Raw genomic sequence first — 16,950 nt, 5'->3', positions numbered from 1 at the left:
AGGCTGATGACGCGCTCAGGGCTTTTTCGCGGCGCTAGGCTCTTCCCAGCGGCCTTGGCTCTGGCTGGCGCAGAACGGCTCCAGGTAGCGTGCGTCGGTCGCTATGCCGTAGTAGAAGATGTCCTGCCGATAGGGCGCATTGGGTACCCTGGCGTCGCGGCAGACACCGAAGGCGCCCGTCGGACACTCCTCGGCGAACGCCACCTCGACCTTCTGGCCCTGCAGTTGTGGCTGGCAGAAGCCTTCGCGGAACAGCTTGGCCGGGATGCTGCGGTTCTGCTGGCAGACCTTCACATCGAGATTCTTCGCCTGGCTATGGACGATGCAGGCTTCGGCCAGGGCCAGGCCCGGCAGGCAGGACAGGAAGAACAGGAACGGACGCATGCGAGGACTCCATTGCAGACGGGCGCGACTCTAGCACGGGGCCTGGCTCCCCGCAGGCAAGGACCGCATTGATCCACAGGCTTTCACATTCCGGTTGCGCAGATGCTTCGAGAGATACCCACACACCTGATCGGCGGCCCCCTGGGGGCCGGCAAGACCAGCCTGATCCGCTCGCTGCTGGCGCAGAAGCCGGCGGGCGAGCGCTGGGCGGTGCTGGTCAACGAGTTCGGCGAGATCGGCCTGGATGCCGCGCTGCTGGCCACGGACGTCGAGGGCGTGGCCATCGGCGAGGTGGCGGGCGGGTGCCTCTGCTGCGTCAATGGCGTGCCGTTCCAGGTGGGGCTCGGTCGCTTGTTGCGTCGGGCACGACCGGACCGGCTGTTCATCGAACCCTCCGGGTTGGGACATCCGCTGGCGCTGTGGAAACAGCTGCAGGCTCCTCCCTGGTCCGGCGTCCTGGCCCTGCAACCCCTGGTAGTGGTGCTGGATGCCGCCGCGCTGGCCTCCGGCCAACCGCTGCCGGAGGCACAGGAACAGGCGCTGGAAGCGGCCGGCATGTTGCTGCTGAACAAATCCGAAGCGCTCGACGCGACGCAGCGCTGCGCCGTGCGCGCGCGCCTGCCGGTCCTGCCGTTGCGCTGGAGCGTGCGCGGCCACCTGGCATTGCGCGATCTGCCGACCAGCGTTGCCGGGGAAGGTAGCGCGACGACCTGGGCGGCCCTGCCGGACGCGCCTGCTCAGTTGGGAACGGTGCTGCCCGCCGAGCGACCGCTGCGCGCCGTGCGCGAGCAGGACGGCCAGTTGGCCATCGGCTGGCGGCTGGCGCCGTCGGTGCGTTTCGATCGGGTCGCAGTGGACGCCTGGCTGAGCCGTTTGTCCGGACTGCGGCGGGCCAAGGCGGTGCTGCATTGCGCGGACGGTTGGTATGCAGCGAATGCCGCGCCGTTTGTGGATAACTGGGGCAAGTCCTCGTGGCGACGGAATAATCGGCTGGAACTGATCCTCGCCGCAGGCGCGGATGAAGAGGCGCTCGAAGAGGCGTTCCTGGCGTGTCGGATGGTCGCGGAATGATCCGCCAAGGTTGCCCTGAGGACGCGACTGAATGATAATAATTATCAGAAGACTCTACTTCCTTACCTTTCACTTCTCCGCAGGTCGCCCTCATGTCGCCACAGCCTTCACGGTCGCCTGACCGTTTTTCGCTGGCCGCGCTCGCCGAAGACCATCCCACCGCTCCTGCCCAGGGAGACGAAAGCGAGTCCCTGCCATGCGTGAATGCCCAGCGCGGAGAGCCCAACCTGCGCGTGGTGGACTGCTCCGGTGCGCGCCGCGACGAGGAAGTGGCGGTCGAGGAAGTGCTGATCCCCTACGCCCATGGCAGCGATCCCGAAGACGTCCCCGGCGAGCCGCCCAAGTCGCGCTGGTGGTTGTCCTCCGGCGCGGCGGTGGCGATGCATGTGGCGATCATCGGTGCGCTGGTGTGGGTGATGCCGACCCCGGCCGAACTCAACCTTGGCCACGGCGAACTGCCGAAGACCATGCAGGTGAATTTCGTCCAGCTCGAGAAGAAGGCCGAGCCGACCCCGCAGCCGCCGGCTGCCGCGCCGGAACCGACGCCGCCGAAGATCGAGGAACCCAAGCCGGAGCCGCCGAAGCCGAAGCCGGTGGAAAAACCCAAGCCCAAGCCGAAACCCAAGCCCAAACCGGTGGAAAACGCCATTCCCAAGGCCAAGCCGAAGCCGGAACCCAAACCCAAGCCGGAACCCGAGCCGAGCACGGAAGCATCCAGCCAGCCCAGCCCGTCCAGCGCCGCGCCGCCGCCCGCGCCTACCGTCGGGCAGAGCACGCCCGGCGCGCAGACTGCGCCCAGCGGCTCGCAAGGCCCGGCCGGCCTGCCCAGCGGCAGCCTCAACGACAGCGACATCAAGCCGTTGGGCATGGCGCAACCGGTCTATCCGCGGATGGCCCAGGCACGGGGAATTCAGGGCCGGGTGAAGGTGCTGTTCACCATTACCACCGATGGCCGCATCGACGATATTCAGATACTCGAGTCGGTGCCGTCAGGCATGTTCGACCGTTCGGTGCGCCAGGCCATGGCCAAGTGGCGTTTCGAGCCGCGTGTCAGCGGTGGCAAGATCGTCGCCCGCCAGGCGACCAAGATGTTCTTCTTCAAGATCGAGAAGCGCCGCTGAGGCGGTTCGCCGACAACGAAAAGAGCCGCGCCTTCGAGCGCGGTTTTTTTATTTCACCATGACTCCAGCACCGAAATTCGCTGGACTACGCTACAGCCCGATACAGCAGGTTTATCAATGACTTAAGCGAGTTCAACATATGCCGGTGCTTTCCGAAACCTGACCTGACTTCCGACCGCCTGACTCCTATCCGGCCCTTGGAATCCAGGTCTTTCCAAGGAGTCATCATGGCTAAGATCAAACTCACTAAGTCCGCTGTCGATGCGGCGCAACCCCAGGCAGAGGCCGTCGAACTCCGGGACACGCTGGTCCCCGGCTTCCTGTGCAAGATTACCCCGGCGGGTCGCAAGGTGTTCATGCTCCAGTACCGGACGAACGCTGGCGAGCGCCGCAAGCCCTCGCTAGGACTGTACGGGGAGCTGACCGTCGAACAGGCGCGGTCGCTGGCGCAGGAATGGCTGGCCCAAGTCCGCCGAGGCGGAGATCCCGCCGCAGAGAAGGCGGAGGCGCGCCAGGCACCTACGGTCAAGGAGCTATGCACGAAGTTCATGGAGGACTACTCCAAGAAGCGCAACAAGCTCAGCACCCAAGCCGGCTATCAGGCTGTCATCAATCGCAACATTATTCCGCTGCTGGGACGCAAGAAAGTTCAGGACGTGAAGCGTCCTGAAATCGCCGGACTGATGGAAAAGCTTTCGTACAAGCAGACCGAGGCGAACAAGGTATTCAGCGTCTTGCGCAAGATGTTCAACATGGCCGAGGTATGGGGCTATCGGCCCGACGGTACCAACCCTTGCCGTCACGTCCCGATGTTCCCTGCCGGCAAATCGACTCACCTCATCAGCGACGAAGAAATGGGCAACCTGTTCCGACAGCTCGACAAGATCGAGTCGGAGGGGCTGGAGAACTACGTCATCCCTTTGGGAATCCGCCTGCAGTTCGAGTTCGCCGGCCGCCGCTCGGAAATCATCGCGCTGGAATGGAACTGGGTTGACTTGCAGAACCGGCGCGTCGTCTGGCCTGACAGCAAGACAGGCGGCATGTCTAAGCCCATGAGCGAGGAAGCCTATCGGCTACTCTCGACGGCACCCCGGCAGGAGGGTAGCCGCTATGTGCTGCCTTCTCCTAGCCACGCTGGCAAGCATCTAACCACGGGCGAGTATTACGGTGGCTGGAGCCGTGCGCTCAAGGCGGCTGGCGCTACGCACGTGGGCACGCACGGCATCCGCCACCGTTCGGCGACCGACATTGCCAATTCGGGCATCCCGGTCAAGGTCGGCATGGCGCTAACGGCGCACAAGACCGTCGTCATGTTCATGCGCTACGTCCACACCGAGGATAAGCCGGTGCGAGAGGCGGCCGAACTGGTGGCGAATCGGCGTAAGACGATCACCGGGATGCAGGGAGCCAAGGAGGTGGCCGCATGACCCGGCGCAAGGCATCCGTCTCAGCGCCAGCAGCGCCGCCCGCGCTGCTGGGCGACATCCGGGCACTGATCGAAGCGTCGCGCCAGCGCGTCGCCTCGGCGGTCAATGCCGAGCTGACATTGCTGTTCTGGCGCATTGGCCAGCGCATCCATACGGAAGTGCTTGCCGGGCAGCGGGCCGGGTACGGCGACGAAATCCTGCCGACCCTGGCGGCGCAGCTTGTCCGCGACTACGGACGTAGCTTCGCGGACAAGAACCTGCGCCGGATGGTGCAGTTCGCCGCCACCTTCTCGGACGAGCCAATTGTCGTGACGCTGTCACGACAATTGAGCTGGTCGCATTTCGTGGCGCTGCTGCCGCTAAAAGACCCGCTCCAGCGGGACTACTACGTGCAAATGGCCAGCGCCGAACGCTGGAGCGTGCGGACGCTACGCGAGCGCATCGACTCGATGCTATACGAGCGCACGGCGCTGTCCAAGAAGCCGGACGAGACGATCACGCAAGAGCTGGCGGCGATGCGCGATGCGCAGCGCATGTCGCCGGCGCTGGTCATGCGCGACCCGTACATCCTCGACTTCCTGGGCCTGCGCGATACCTGGCAGGAAGGCGACCTGGAAGCCGCGATCATCCGCGAAATGGAGTCTTTTTTGCTGGAGTTGGGCGCGGGCTTCTCTTTCCTAGCCCGGCAGAAACGCATCCAGATCGACGACGAGGATTTCCACCTGGACCTGCTGTTCTATAACCGCAAGCTGCGGCGGCTGGTGGCGGTGGAGTTGAAGATCGGCGAGTTCAAGGCAGCATACAAGGGGCAGATGGAGCTTTATTTGCGTTGGCTCGACAAGCACGAACGCGAACCGGAGGAAGCCTCGCCGCTGGGCATCATTCTTTGTACCGGCAAGAAGTCAGAGCAGATCGAGTTGCTGGAGCTGGACAAGTCGGGCATCCACGTAGCCGAATACCTGACGACCCTGCCGCCGCGTGCGGTGCTGGGGGAGCGGTTGCAGCAGGCGACCGAACGGGCGCGGTTGCAGATCGAGCAGCGGCAGCCTGGCGAGAAGTCCTGACAGCAGCATCTGTCCAACCGTACACCCAAACCACAGCACGAGCATGTGGCAACGGATCTCTTGCTCTATCGAGGCTCCATGCTAGTGTGGAATCGCCATAGGCCGATAAGGAACTGGCCTGCGGCTCAAGGATGCGCTGGGGCTAGTGGGCGCGAGCGCCCAATCACATGATTATCGCGGGCAGCAGCGCCATGTTCTATGCCGATCGCTGTTTTAATTAAATATCTCAAACTATAAAGTCAGTTAATTTTTTCAAAATATTCACGAATCAAGTCATCATTTTTTAAATACGAATCGAGAACCTGAAACAGAAAAAGATCCCCGCTAATATTTATATCAAACGGGATCATTGAGTTATCTATTTTGAATGTCTTTATTTTTCTATGCCCCTTGATGTTGGCATTGCTCAATCTTTCTTGATAGCTATCCAACGTATATACGATAAATTCGTGATCCAAGTGAGTTATAAAAAAATCATCGCCTTTTGAACTGTATTCAAGATGGATGACTTGCGTTACGACGTCGTCGCCTGCCACCTCAAAGTCCTCCATCAATTCTTCAAAAGTCAAACTTAGCTTCTCTGCGTCATGGTGAATCCATAGATTGTTCTCATATTTATCGGTGGAGTAGAACTTTGACAATCTAGGAAGGGAAGATATTTTCAATCGCAACGGAGCGCCAAACTCCATCTCCTCCATTGCAGGGACATAATCGGAGACGTAATCAATCCTGAATGCTATTTCGGACAGCATTCCTTTTTCAATGAGTTCCTCGATAGAGGTAAGCAGCTTCCTCGGAACTTTTATCCAGAAGTGTCGCCCTATGCGTTCATCGCGTATTGTCTGACTATCCTTGTCGTTGAATATCTGAATATTCTCGTTCAGGCTGACAAGACTATATTTAGAGAACTGAGCATCTTCCTTTCTTATGTCAATTCCAATTTTCTCGTACTCACGTTCAACTACCTTGGAATATTTTAGCTCCAGCATCTCAGCCCTCCCCATGATTGATTGGTGCTTGGAATAAAAAATGCAGCCAATGCGATAATTTGCGTAATTTTCTTTTATGTACGAAACACCATCTTCGTCATGGATATGCTTGTAGGAATTGTTGAGAATTTCTAGCGATCCCGGATACTCGTTGAGATAATTATTTAAGTAGTCCATTAAATGCTGGATTGTCTTTATAGCCAATCGCTTGTCCACTAGATCAAGCTGTGGCCCATAAAACTTGGCTGCGTTTGGATGGTCGCGTTTGGCTTCAAATTCTTTCAGAATGGCCGCCTTTTCATTCATGCAGCCCTCCGTATAAGCACGCATTACGTCTGCCTGAAAGCTCTCATTTGCCAGAGAGGTTTGGATGAGGGGAAGCAATTTCTTGACAAAGATCGGGTCTTTATTAAGAAAGACGTAGCAAAATTTCCCAAAGCTGAATAACGCGATTTTTTCCGAAGAAAATTCATTGATTTCTTCAAAGATATTTTTCATATTTTTTACTCAACTCGCCGTAGTCCAAATAGTAAGCGACGGAACCTTGAGCGTCTCCACTTTGTGGATCGCGCTGCTCCACGTTCGCTATTCGCTCATCCCTGACGGGACTGGCATTCGCCAGCCCTCCACGGCCCGACACTGTGATCCGGGCCTGCGCGCTCCGCTTGCATGTTGAGCTGGCGACAGCAGGGCATGCAGAGCGAGCCGCGCGCAGATGATTCAGCCAAACGCTAAACAAAGCTGTAGGGCATCCCATAGAGAGCGCGGTTGCGCTACTCGTGATTTCTATGGAATTTGATCGTATCCAAAACTGCATGAGGCAAGCTTGCGAGTTACTTGATACTCTTCGCCAGAATACTGGCGAACTCGACCTCGTTCCGAAACAAGGTGCAGGTTCTTCCTTGCCCGCGAACCAATGACATACAGCAATTTCATCGCGCTTTCTTGACCGTTCGGATCATTGAAATGCGGCACCATATCTTCTAATAATGCATAAGCGATCACTGCATCGAACTCGGCTCCCTTGACGCCGTGTATCGTCGAGATGGTGATTCCAGTCCTATGCTGAAATACCTTCCTGAATGTCTCAATATCGCCTATAAATTCGCTACCTTCACTCTTCAATCGATTTACCCGGGCTTGCGAACTATCGAAGAAGGCAACGTGATGCTCTTGAAGCAGCGTGAAAAGGCGAAAGTCGATTGCTAAGTTTGCAAACAGACGCTCGAAAAATGCGCTCAAGTAGGTAAGACCATCTGTTTCATCGATCTTAATTGCATTGCACTCCCTCAACAAGGACCTCCGCGTGAGCTTCGACACGCTAGCCCCGGCCGCCTCTAGGTCATTCAGAATCTCCCCGGCCCACCGCAGTCTGCGCACATACATTCCCGGCGATGCCTGAGTAAGTGCAATCTTAGAAAGCCTGTACCAGAAATTCTCTGTGTCCCGTGCAAAGGGAACCATACCGGGGCCATCGAATGAGTACTCCGGCATGCTGGCGACCAAACGACGTGTCATGCTTGCAAGATGCGTCCACTGTGGCGCGAGAATGCACACCTCGTGAGGTGAGATGCCCATAGTCTCAATGTTGAAACGGATGAGCCGGATGAGCTCAGCGTCCAGATCATTTTTGCTCACTGTGTCGTCGAATGAAATAAGGCTTGGGTACGCCTTGTCCTCGGATGCGGCTTCGATGCGTGTGTTGTGAACGTTGTAGTTTCCGAAGTACTCAATGATGCGCTCAGAAGAACGGTAGTTCCGCGACAGTTCGAGTTCGTCCAAATCGATATTGGCCATCGCCTTGAAATCCTCGAAGGCAATCGGATATCCGCCAAGCGATTGATAAATCGCCTGGTTAGGATCTCCGACAATAAAGGCCTTGGTCGCACCTTGACCAGCTTTCAGAATGGCGGTGATGATCGAATACTGAATTCGTTTGGTGTCCTGATACTCGTCGATCAGCACGAAAGAGAACAACTGTGCCAGAAGAGTGCTGATCGCAGGATGACGTGCGATCAGTTGGTACGCATAGTAAAGAATGAGCTCAAAGTCTAGCTGCCGACTTTCGTGCAGAATCTCAAAATACTTGCCCAATATGACGTGAAGACCCGAATGCTTCCAATCTTGTGGGCAGGAGAGCACATATCCAGTTTCGGTGTAATAAAACTCACAATCCCAGAATGTTATTTTTGGCTTCTGGTAAGGCTTGCACAATGCCTCCAGGATTTTCTCGCGCTCATGCTGATCGATCACACGGAAGCCTCGATCCAACGCTTCGTGATAGATGCCGTACGGTTTCAATATCCATTCAAGACAGAACGAATGTATCGTTCCTATCCATAATCGGGATGTATCCACCCCAAGGCTCTCAATGCGCTCGTGGATTTCGTCGGCGGCACGGTGCGTATAAGTGATGGCAACGACAAACTGCTTGTTCGATTTCAGCCTGGACAACTCATAGGCGATTTTGTAGGTGAGCGTGCGCGTTTTCCCGCTGCCCGGGCAAGCGATGAGAAAGACGCTCCCTGGCTTCAGAATGGCTGCTTCCTGCTCGGGATTCAGATCATCTTTGTTCCACATGAACATGATCAGAACACCGCGAGTACATCGTTGATGCGATCATCTGGGAACGTGGCAAGCATCTCGTTTCGGATGCCGACGAAGTCGATGTCTCCATTTCGGAAGGCCAGCAGCTTGGCCCTAAAGTCGTCGAATACGGCAGACGCAGTGAAGATATCTTCTGCATCGATGTAGTTCACGCGGTAGCTCAGCACGTTAAACCAGACTTCCTTAGTGACCACCGGATGCGCAAAAGCGATGGCGTCCAAGATGTACTTCGGAATGGCGGTCTGCGGATCGATCTTCTTTCCCAGCAAGATGGCAAACCATCCCTTGCCGTAGTTGTCCGCCATGGTCAATGCGCGCTGACCGAACAACGCGATGTCCGCTGATTCGAGCTCCGCCTTGGCCGTCGCGATGGTTGGTGCATCCTTGTAGACATCAGGAAGGATGCCGACCACCTTACGCGCATTGCCGGCGGCAATGAAGTCGACCTCGAAGGTATGGGGGGCAAAGAATGGAGAAACCCACCCGTTATCTTTGAAGGTGTCTTCCAATAACGCTTTCCTGGCGACCCCTTTTTCCTGGGATGCCTGATACTTGCCCTTGCGCCGGAGCAGCCCTTCGGAGTCTCCCGCCGCCGGCGTTGTGTCAATGATGGACTTGTCAAGGTCGGTGACGATGCTGCACCGCTTCCGGATTCGGGCATCATCGAAAAGAACCGCGACGTTCTGAAATCCAGTGCTGCGGATATTAATTAAACTGATGCCGAGTTCATCAAGGCTGACGCCTAGCACGTTCTTGATCAGGATCGGAACGAGAATTTCTTCTGCATCGCCCTCCACTAAGAGGACGCTCTTGGCAAACAACAAGTTGCTACGGACAGCATCCAGGTAGCGTTGAATGTTGCCGATCTCTTCTGGGTTTAGGCCAATTGCAGGCTGGTATGCCTCGCAACGATCACCTTCTCTGCCGAGGATGTTCACGTTCTGAACATTGCTGACCTCAGAGATGTGCGTCGAATGGGTCGAATAAATGATCTGTGTGTCGTCGTATTTGAGCTTGTCGAACAGTGTTTTCTGGATATGTGTGTGAATGTGAGCTTCCGGCTCTTCGATAAGCAGAAAGTTGGCGATCGACTGTTTAGCCTTTTGATACTTGAATTCAAGCAGTTTCAACGTGAGGAATATCAGGTTTGCTCCACCAAGGCTCAGCTCGTGGATCGGTCCTTCGTGGCTCTCCCCCGATTCGCCAACGAACAGCTTGAGCGACTGGAACAACTTGTCAGCTTCGTCTGGCAGATCCGACTTGATAGAAAGAGAAGACGGCGAATACGCCTCACCCGCCGCATCCTTGATGGTGTCTCTGATATCCGTCCGGACGACCTGCACGTCTGGCAACGCTTCGATGGAGTCATTCAATGCCTTTACCCCGTCGGTGATAGCCTGGAACGCCACGGGGTCGATATCGCCGCTCTTGCCCTTCAGAAGCGAAAAGAGCGGATTTGTCCGGTTGTTGTGAAATTCGGAGACGACGTCCCGTAGCGCCTGGACGAAAGTGAACGAAATTTCTTTGGAGACGGACAGCACGTTCGGAATCTTCGCGCCGATAACACGAAATTCAACCTCTTCATTGAATCGAACATTCGCGAAGTCGCCGACCACATCCTTATAGAAGGCCTCGTCGTTGAAGTCGGCTTCACTCCGACCTGTGAAAATCGTTTCATAGTCGTCGATGGTGACCGGGTTCAGGATAGCGTCGAGGCCTGCCTGATCACCATCGTTCAATTGAGAAAGTCGCAGCCTGATTTCCTTCTTCGGACGAAAGATCAGGTTGTAAGTGGCCTTGCCGTTCGCCTCTTCCTCAATTACGCCCGTCCCATGTCGGAAGAGCGCCTGCACTGATTCATCCGCAGAGATTTCCTCAAACTCAAGACTGATGATGATCCAATGTCCCTGCCAGCGCCCTAGGCCGCGATGAAAGTCGGTATGCTCCAGCCGGTAGGCAGAGCGAATCATGTTGTCATCAAGCAGCAATCTGATTGCGCGAAAGAGATTGGTTTTGCCAGATCCATTTTCGCCGATGACAGTGTTGATACCCTTCTGGAACAGCAGCTTCGTGTTGGGAAAGTTCCGGTAGTTGACCAGGCTGAGCTTGGATATATGCATTTGATTCAATCTTGTTGTTGAAATCCACATGCCGATCGGCCGATGGATTGGTTGAACACTGCAGCCATTGATCCCAACTACGGAATGGCCAACTGTCAGTTGGTTTTAGAACGGCACCGTGTCTAAGGTAGGAATCGGTTGGAGCGCATTTTTAATCTCGGTTAGCCTTGCAAGTAGTTCATCGAAAGTCACGATCACGATCTCTGCGAACGCATTTCGAACGAGCTCGAATGACTTTCTTTGCTGATGCTCTTGTGGCGTCATGCCAGCGACAACTATGCAGCGAACCGCATAGCTGTGGAGGTCGTATCGGTTCATGTTATTTTTTATGACGGGTAGTTCACTCTGCAATTTGAAACGCTGATCTAGAATTTGAGCAATCGCTCCACCCAATTCTGTCGATGGGCCAAAAACATCATCTCCACGATAGGGAGATTTTCCTAGCAGTTCGGTTTGCGGCTTTTTTATCTCAATGAGGCCAAGATTGCCCGTGGAAGCGGATGCGTATAGAAAATCTGAAAATTTTCCGCCGGACCCGTTAAGTCGCTTGCCACCTGCATAAGCTTGCCCCTGAACCAGCATGGCTGGAACGGCAAATGCAAGACTAAGTATGAAAGGATTTTCCAGAAAGAAGCTTTGCCACTTGCTTTCCGTCAGTCCTTTTCCAAGCATTTCCTGGTATCGCTCAATCAGTTGATTCAGTGTGATGAGCTCAATATCATTCTTTAATGCCAGCAGCGAGCGCGGCTCAGATTCCGCCAGTGCTTCTATATTGTCTTGAACCATGCGAACAGCGGCGCGCCGATCACGCTTGGAAAGCGTCACATGCTGCCGCCCACCATCGGTCATTTCCGTTAGTGCATCAGGTCTTACGCTCTTCTTTAGAGCGGGAAATTGTGCTGAATCGGCAGCATGTAATAAGGTCTGGTAGACATGAAATTGCTTGTCCTTGCGCGCGTCTCTCTGGTGGCGAGAGGCTATGCGATTTAATTCTTTTCTTAATTCATGAAATCTTCTTATTCCGAGAATAAAGAATGGCGAATCAATTTTCGCGTCATTTCCTTTGTGGACAATGAGTATGCTTACGTTTTCTAAGCTGGCGGCTGTTTCGCAAATTTGCCGATATTCCCACAGAAGCCCCAAACCGAATCGAAAATCTTTGGCAAACCCATCCGGCAACTGCTCAAGAAGCCCAACGACATCGTCAGTAGTCTCTGGCAGTATGTAGGGCTCGATAACAGGCCGAGCGACGACGATGCGTTCAAGGGTGCCGTATTTAGGTTGCAGGTAATCGTCGCGATCTTCTCGAATATTAAGAGGCCAAATGGTCAATCTGTCTGGACACACATTGAGCAGTCTCGCTATTGGCGAATCCGGCTTGCGCTCCGCTGCGGGAATATCAGTGAAGAAAACGTTAATGCCTTCCTCTTCCGGTTCGGCTGCTTCAATGACAAGGAAGGGGCCGCCGTCCAAACGCTCACGTTGATTGAATGCTGAAGGTCTGATAGATGCCATGAACTATTCTTGATCCCTACTGTTCAGAGAAACGATTTGCGGGCCTTGCCTCAGCGCAACCTTATGGTGCCTTCCGATCAGAATCGGACGACACACGATTGATGTCAAAGGGGAGTGCCTTATCTGCCGCGATTCGGGTCAGCAGCATCCGAATCGCATCCGAAATTGATAACCCCATTTCAGCCAGAACAACAGTTGCGGCTTCTTTAATCTGCCCGTCAATCCGGGCACGAACGACGTCGTTACTTGCCATTGTTGCGCTCACAATAGATGTAGCTACATTGTGGCTCATAAGTACTATTGCGTCACTTACATTTTGTTGTGAACAGTAGAGCATCCCGGCGTGCCGCCGTCGGGCTCGCGGGCGTTGCCCCGCGCCTCGTGCCGAGTCGCGGCCATGCGGCTTTGATCCCTGATGCCTCCGGCCGTCTCTTCGCTCCTGGCCTGCGCGCGGCGCTTGCCCTCCAGGGGATCGGCTGGACAGCCCATCCCCGCCGCGCCTTGCTTGGCGCCCCTCGCATGCACCGAACAGGTTGCACCTGATCGACCAACAGCCATCCAGCTAGGCGTGCCGCTGGCACGCAGGGGCGCTCGCCGCGCGGCGTTGGTTTCAGCGCACCCCCTGGCCCATTGGCCGCTGTTCGTCTTTCCCCAAGTTCATCGCTTTTTCCCGCGACCGTAGCCCGCGGTGCCTGGCCGTCAAGGCGCGCAGGGCCGAGTCCTCGCTGCGCTGCGGGCCGCACCAACCCTGCGCTTCTCCCTTGACGGCCAGTCCCTCGCTGGCCCGGTTTTTCGCGGGCGATGAACTCAGGAAAGACGGCGGCAAACAGGACCGGCCCAGGTCTCTGCGCCGAACCAACCGAAGCCACAACGGGCTCCGAATCTTGGAATCCGGTCAGCTTTGAAACCACAGCAACTCATTGGAGAAAACCATGCAACTCGCATCTCGATTCGCTTCCCATTCCCCGACGCTGCGCAGTGACTACCCGCTGTCCGACGACCAAATCCGCCGCGTAGCCCCGTCCATCTTCGCGGAGGCCCCGCACGATAGCCGCTCCGAACGGTACGCCTACATTCCCACCGCCGCCGTGCTGGCGGAACTGCGCAAGGAAGGGTTTGAACCCTTCATGGCAGCGCAAACCCGCGTGCGGCACGACGACCGCCGCGACTACACCAAACACATGATTCGCCTGCGCCATGCCAGTCAGATCAACGGCGCGGAAGCCAATGAAATCGTGCTGCTGAACTCGCACGACGGCACCAGCAGCTATCAGATGCTGGCCGGAATGTTCCGGTTCGTTTGCAGCAATGGCCTTGTGTGCGGCGATACCGTGGCCGATGTGCGCGTGCCGCACAAGGGCGACGTGGCCGGTTCTGTCATCGAAGGCGCTTTCGAGGTGTTGAGCGGCTTCGAACGCGTGAAGGAATCCCGCGACCTGATGCGCGCTATCACGCTGGACGAAGGCGAAGCCGAAGTGTTCGCCCGTTCCGCGCTGGCCCTCAAGTACGACCCCACCGATAACAAGCCCGCGCCCATCACGGAAAGCCAAATCCTGATGCCGCGCCGGTTCGACGACCGCCGCCCGGACTTGTGGAGCGTGTTCAACCGCACCCAAGAAAACCTGACCAAAGGCGGATTGCATGGCCGCAGCGCCAACGGACGCCGCCAGCAGACCCGCCCCGTGCAGGGCATTGATTCCGATGTGCGCCTCAATCGCGCCCTCTGGATGTTGGCCGATGGCCTGCGCCAGTTGAAGGCCTGATTCCCCACGCGGCAGGGGCAGGCAGCAGCCCTTGCCGCTTTCTTCGCTGCTGCATCCCTGAACCGATAGGAGTTATCACCATGAACGCCATTACCCAAACCGAAGCCCGCGCCCTCAACACCGCCGCCGCTATCCCGCTGGAAGCCGCCGACCCGACCAAGAACCTGATTTTGGTTCCGCTGTCGCGGCTGGTGTCGCGTCCTGCTGGCCGCAACGTGCGCAAGACCCCGCGCATGTCCATTCCCGAACTCGCCGCGAGCATTCAGCGTGTCGGCCTGCTGCAAAACCTCATCGTCATTGCCGCCGCCGATGGCGAGCATTACGAAGTCGTGGCCGGTGGCCGCAGGCTGGCCGCGTTGAAGCTGCTGGCGAAGAAGCGCCGCATCAGCAAGGAATGGGAAGTGCCTTGCCTGTTGGTGGCCGATGGCACCGCCCGCACGGCCAGCCTCACCGAGAACGTGCAGCGCGAAGCCATGCACCCCGCCGACCAGTTCGAGGCATTCGCCGCGCTGGTGGCCGAAGGCCGACCCATCGAGGACATAGCCGCCGATTTCAGCGTCACGCCGCTGGTGGTGCAGCGCCGCTTGAAGCTGGCGAACGTCTCGCCCCGGCTGCTGGCCGACTACCGCGCCGAAGCCGTGACGCTCGATCAGTTGATGGCCCTTGCCATCACCGACGACCACGCCGCGCAGGAAACCGCGTTCTACGACGCGCCGACGTGGCAGCGCAACCCTTCCCAATTGCGCGACCGCCTCACCGAGCGCGAGATTGACGCATACCGGCATCCGCTGGTGCGTTTCGTGGGGCTGGATACCTACGGAGCCGCAGGCGGTGGTGTGCGCCGTGACCTGTTCGCGGAAGGTGACGCGGGCGTGTATCTGACCGATGCCGCGCTGCTGGAACGGCTGGCGCAAGACAAGCTGGCAGGTATCGCCGCCGAGGTGAAGGACGAAGGCTGGGCGTGGGTGGATGCCACCCCCGCCGTGACCCATGCCGACCTGCACGCCTTCCAGCGTGCGCCGAGGGAGCGCCGCGAACCGAACAAGCGCGAAGCGCAGCGCATCGAGAAGCTGCAAACCAAGATGCACGAACTGGCCGCCGCCGTGGATGACGCGCTTGATACCGAGGACGAGGAAAAGGCCGATGCCTTGCAGGAAGAAGGCGAAGCCGTGGGCGAGCAGTTGCAGGCGCTGGAAGATGGCTTGCAGGACTACGGCACGACCGTGAAGGCCGCAGCCGGTGCCATCGTCACCATCGACCGCAACGGGCAGGCAGTGATTCATCGCGGGTTGATGCGCGAGGCCGAGGCCAAGGCGCTGCGCACACTGGAACGCCTGCGCCAAGGTTTCGGCAGCGAAAGCGAAGCCGGGAACGACGACGAAGGCGAGGACGACGAGCAGCCCAAGACCGCCGCCATGTCCGACAAGCTGGCGCAGCGGTTGAGCGCCCACCGCACCGCCGCGCTGCAAATCGAAGTCGCCCGGCATCCGCAAGTGGCGCTGGCCGCGCTGGTGCATGGCATGGTGCAGACCGTCTTGCAGGGCAGCCACTACGGCCACGACTTGCCGCTGGGCGTGAGCCTGAAAGCGCAAGACCGGCTGGAAGGCATCGCCCCGGATATACCGGATTCGCCCGCCGCCGTGGCGCTGCGCGAGTTGCAGCAGGTAGCAGGCGAAGGCTTGCCGGAGGACAGCGCCGAACTGTTCGCCGTGCTGCTAGCGAAGTCGCAAGATGAACTGGTGCGGCTGCTGGCGATATCCGTGGCCGTCACGGTGGACGTGGTGACACCCCGCGCCACGCCGCAGCAACCGGGCGCGGAACTGGCGCAGGCTGTCGGCTTGGACATGGCCGCATGGTGGAAGCCCACCAATGAGGGTTATTTCCGGCATGTGCCGAAGGCCGCGATTCTGGAAGCCGTGGAGCAGTACGCCCCGGCGCACGTCACCCGGCTGGCGAAGTTGAAGAAGGCCGACATTGCCAGCGAAGCCGAGCGGCTGGCCGATGGCACCGGCTGGATGCCTGCCATCTTCAAGGCCGAAGGCACCGACGACACCACGGCGCAGGATGCGCCGCAGGCGGTGACGAACGACGAGCCGGAAGCCATCGACAACGACGACGAGCAGCAGGCCCACGCACTCGCCGCCTGACCTTCACCACCACCGAGCGCCCCGGTTTCGGCCGGGGCGCTTCGCTGTTCCATCAGCATCGGCCCCAGGCCGTTCCGCCCTGGTGCCGATGGTCAAAAATCCGGGCGCGGCGGTGGCCGCGCCCGGTTTCCAAGCCCAAAGCCAGAACGCCCCTTCGCCGCCTTCGGGCGGACGGCGAAGGGGCGGCGCACAAGTGACCTTGTGCGCGGGAAACCCTCGAAGCCCATAAGTGCGTCGGCGCACAGCGCCGACGACATTCCGAACGCGCCCCACCGCAATGGACGGGCGTGTGGGGCTACGCCCCGGCTTGCTGCCGCAGGTTGCACGAAAGCGTGCCGTCCTCGACGCTGGCGGTTCGTCGCCTGTACGTCACGAAGGACGGTTCACCGACACGCCGCCCGGCCTTGCAATGGAGCTTCCACGCCACGCCTCACGCAAAGGGCCGCAAGCAGCGGTAGGAACGCTTTCACCTTGTCGCTGGGCATTGTCCTTGCCCGTGTCAGGGCGCAGGCCGGTGAAGCCGTCGCGCGGGGATGCCGAGTCGGCCATGCCTCCATTCGGGAGCGGGCGGCCAGTACGTCCTTGTGTTGTTGTGAATCCTGGCGGTGGCTGGGCTTCATGGCCGCAACCTTCCAGCGAAAACAATTCCCCCTGCGCTGCGCGCATTCCTCGCGGGACAAATTCTTTTCGCTTCCAGGTTCTCCACGGTGTTGCGACCGCTGCGCGGTGCGGCCAGCCCATC

12 protein-coding genes are annotated in these 16,950 nt (G+C 58.0%); 6 read left to right on the top strand and 6 right to left on the bottom strand.

Features of this window, described 5'->3' with window-relative positions:
* Positions 1-15: 15 nt before the first annotated feature.
* Entirely contained in the window at positions 16-384 is a 369-nt protein-coding gene (locus HMPREF2581_RS31040) for a hypothetical protein (protein ID WP_003097081.1), read from the bottom strand.
* Positions 385-486: 102 nt separating this feature from the next.
* On the opposite strand from HMPREF2581_RS31040, the gene HMPREF2581_RS31035 reads away from it, so the two are divergent.
* From HMPREF2581_RS31035 to HMPREF2581_RS31020, 4 genes are all read left to right on the top strand, one after another.
* Positions 487-1,455, top strand: coding sequence for a CobW family GTP-binding protein (locus HMPREF2581_RS31035; protein WP_003142156.1), 969 nt, complete (start codon positions 487-489; stop codon positions 1,453-1,455).
* A gap of 92 nt (positions 1,456-1,547) precedes the next feature.
* Entirely contained in the window at positions 1,548-2,576 is a 1,029-nt protein-coding gene (gene tonB1 / locus HMPREF2581_RS31030) for an energy transducer TonB1 (RefSeq protein ID WP_003142155.1), read from the top strand.
* A 227-nt stretch (positions 2,577-2,803) separates the two neighbouring features.
* A complete protein-coding gene (locus HMPREF2581_RS31025; RefSeq protein ID WP_004883034.1) occupies positions 2,804-4,003 on the top strand; it encodes a tyrosine-type recombinase/integrase in 1,200 nt (399 codons plus the stop codon).
* Positions 4,000-5,067, top strand: coding sequence for a PDDEXK nuclease domain-containing protein (locus tag HMPREF2581_RS31020; RefSeq protein ID WP_004883035.1), 1,068 nt, complete (start codon positions 4,000-4,002; stop codon positions 5,065-5,067). Before HMPREF2581_RS31025 ends, HMPREF2581_RS31020 begins: the two co-directional genes overlap by 4 nt.
* Before the next feature lie 239 nt (positions 5,068-5,306).
* Here HMPREF2581_RS31020 and HMPREF2581_RS31015 read toward each other — a convergent pair whose 3' ends face one another.
* The 5 genes from HMPREF2581_RS31015 to HMPREF2581_RS32775 form a co-directional block, all read right to left on the bottom strand.
* On the bottom strand, positions 5,307-6,554 hold the full coding sequence (locus HMPREF2581_RS31015) for a hypothetical protein (protein ID WP_004883036.1): 1,248 nt from the start codon (positions 6,552-6,554) through the stop codon (positions 5,307-5,309).
* 288 nt (positions 6,555-6,842) lie between these two features.
* Positions 6,843-8,642 (bottom strand): UvrD-helicase domain-containing protein, encoded by a 1,800-nt coding sequence (locus tag HMPREF2581_RS31010; protein WP_004883039.1) that lies wholly within the window; start codon positions 8,640-8,642, stop codon positions 6,843-6,845.
* 2 nt (positions 8,643-8,644) lie between these two features.
* The gene (locus HMPREF2581_RS31005; RefSeq protein ID WP_004883041.1) at positions 8,645-10,783 is read right to left on the bottom strand and encodes an AAA family ATPase; all 2,139 of its coding nucleotides are present in this window, start codon (positions 10,781-10,783) and stop codon (positions 8,645-8,647) included.
* A gap of 105 nt (positions 10,784-10,888) precedes the next feature.
* On the bottom strand, positions 10,889-12,298 hold the full coding sequence (locus HMPREF2581_RS32780) for a Shedu immune nuclease family protein (protein ID WP_004883043.1): 1,410 nt from the start codon (positions 12,296-12,298) through the stop codon (positions 10,889-10,891).
* A 61-nt stretch (positions 12,299-12,359) separates the two neighbouring features.
* A complete protein-coding gene (locus tag HMPREF2581_RS32775; protein ID WP_004883046.1) occupies positions 12,360-12,551 on the bottom strand; it encodes a type II toxin-antitoxin system RelB/DinJ family antitoxin in 192 nt (63 codons plus the stop codon).
* Positions 12,552-13,230: 679 nt separating this feature from the next.
* Between HMPREF2581_RS32775 and HMPREF2581_RS30995 the strand changes: the two genes are divergently transcribed.
* Together HMPREF2581_RS30995 and HMPREF2581_RS30990 are read left to right on the top strand one after the other, a co-directional pair.
* Positions 13,231-14,061, top strand: coding sequence for a DUF932 domain-containing protein (locus HMPREF2581_RS30995; protein WP_004883049.1), 831 nt, complete (start codon positions 13,231-13,233; stop codon positions 14,059-14,061).
* A gap of 80 nt (positions 14,062-14,141) precedes the next feature.
* Positions 14,142-16,208 (top strand): ParB/RepB/Spo0J family partition protein, encoded by a 2,067-nt coding sequence (locus HMPREF2581_RS30990; RefSeq protein WP_004883050.1) that lies wholly within the window; start codon positions 14,142-14,144, stop codon positions 16,206-16,208.
* The last annotated feature ends 742 nt before the right edge of the window (positions 16,209-16,950 follow it).

The sequence above is a fragment of the Pseudomonas sp. HMSC057H01 genome, from assembly GCF_001836405.1.
In the GTDB taxonomy this organism is placed as follows: Bacteria; Pseudomonadota; Gammaproteobacteria; order Pseudomonadales; family Pseudomonadaceae; genus Pseudomonas; species Pseudomonas aeruginosa.
The sequence above is the reverse complement of the archived record's forward strand: the minus strand, read 5'-3'. Positions and strand labels throughout refer to the sequence as shown.

Coding starts and splice junctions, on each gene's coding strand:
- HMPREF2581_RS31015 (WP_004883036.1), bottom strand. CDS start 6,554: ATGAAAAATATCTTTGAAGAAATCAATGAATTTTCTTCGGAAAAAATC.
- tonB1 (WP_003142155.1), top strand. CDS start 1,548: ATGTCGCCACAGCCTTCACGGTCGCCTGACCGTTTTTCGCTGGCCGCG.
- HMPREF2581_RS32775 (WP_004883046.1), bottom strand. CDS start 12,551: ATGGCAAGTAACGACGTCGTTCGTGCCCGGATTGACGGGCAGATTAAA.
- HMPREF2581_RS31005 (WP_004883041.1), bottom strand. CDS start 10,783: ATGCATATATCCAAGCTCAGCCTGGTCAACTACCGGAACTTTCCCAAC.
- HMPREF2581_RS31035 (WP_003142156.1), top strand. CDS start 487: ATGCTTCGAGAGATACCCACACACCTGATCGGCGGCCCCCTGGGGGCC.
- HMPREF2581_RS32780 (WP_004883043.1), bottom strand. CDS start 12,298: ATGGCATCTATCAGACCTTCAGCATTCAATCAACGTGAGCGTTTGGAC.
- HMPREF2581_RS31020 (WP_004883035.1), top strand. CDS start 4,000: ATGACCCGGCGCAAGGCATCCGTCTCAGCGCCAGCAGCGCCGCCCGCG.
- HMPREF2581_RS31025 (WP_004883034.1), top strand. CDS start 2,804: ATGGCTAAGATCAAACTCACTAAGTCCGCTGTCGATGCGGCGCAACCC.
- HMPREF2581_RS30990 (WP_004883050.1), top strand. CDS start 14,142: ATGAACGCCATTACCCAAACCGAAGCCCGCGCCCTCAACACCGCCGCC.
- HMPREF2581_RS31010 (WP_004883039.1), bottom strand. CDS start 8,642: ATGTTCATGTGGAACAAAGATGATCTGAATCCCGAGCAGGAAGCAGCC.
- HMPREF2581_RS31040 (WP_003097081.1), bottom strand. CDS start 384: ATGCGTCCGTTCCTGTTCTTCCTGTCCTGCCTGCCGGGCCTGGCCCTG.
- HMPREF2581_RS30995 (WP_004883049.1), top strand. CDS start 13,231: ATGCAACTCGCATCTCGATTCGCTTCCCATTCCCCGACGCTGCGCAGT.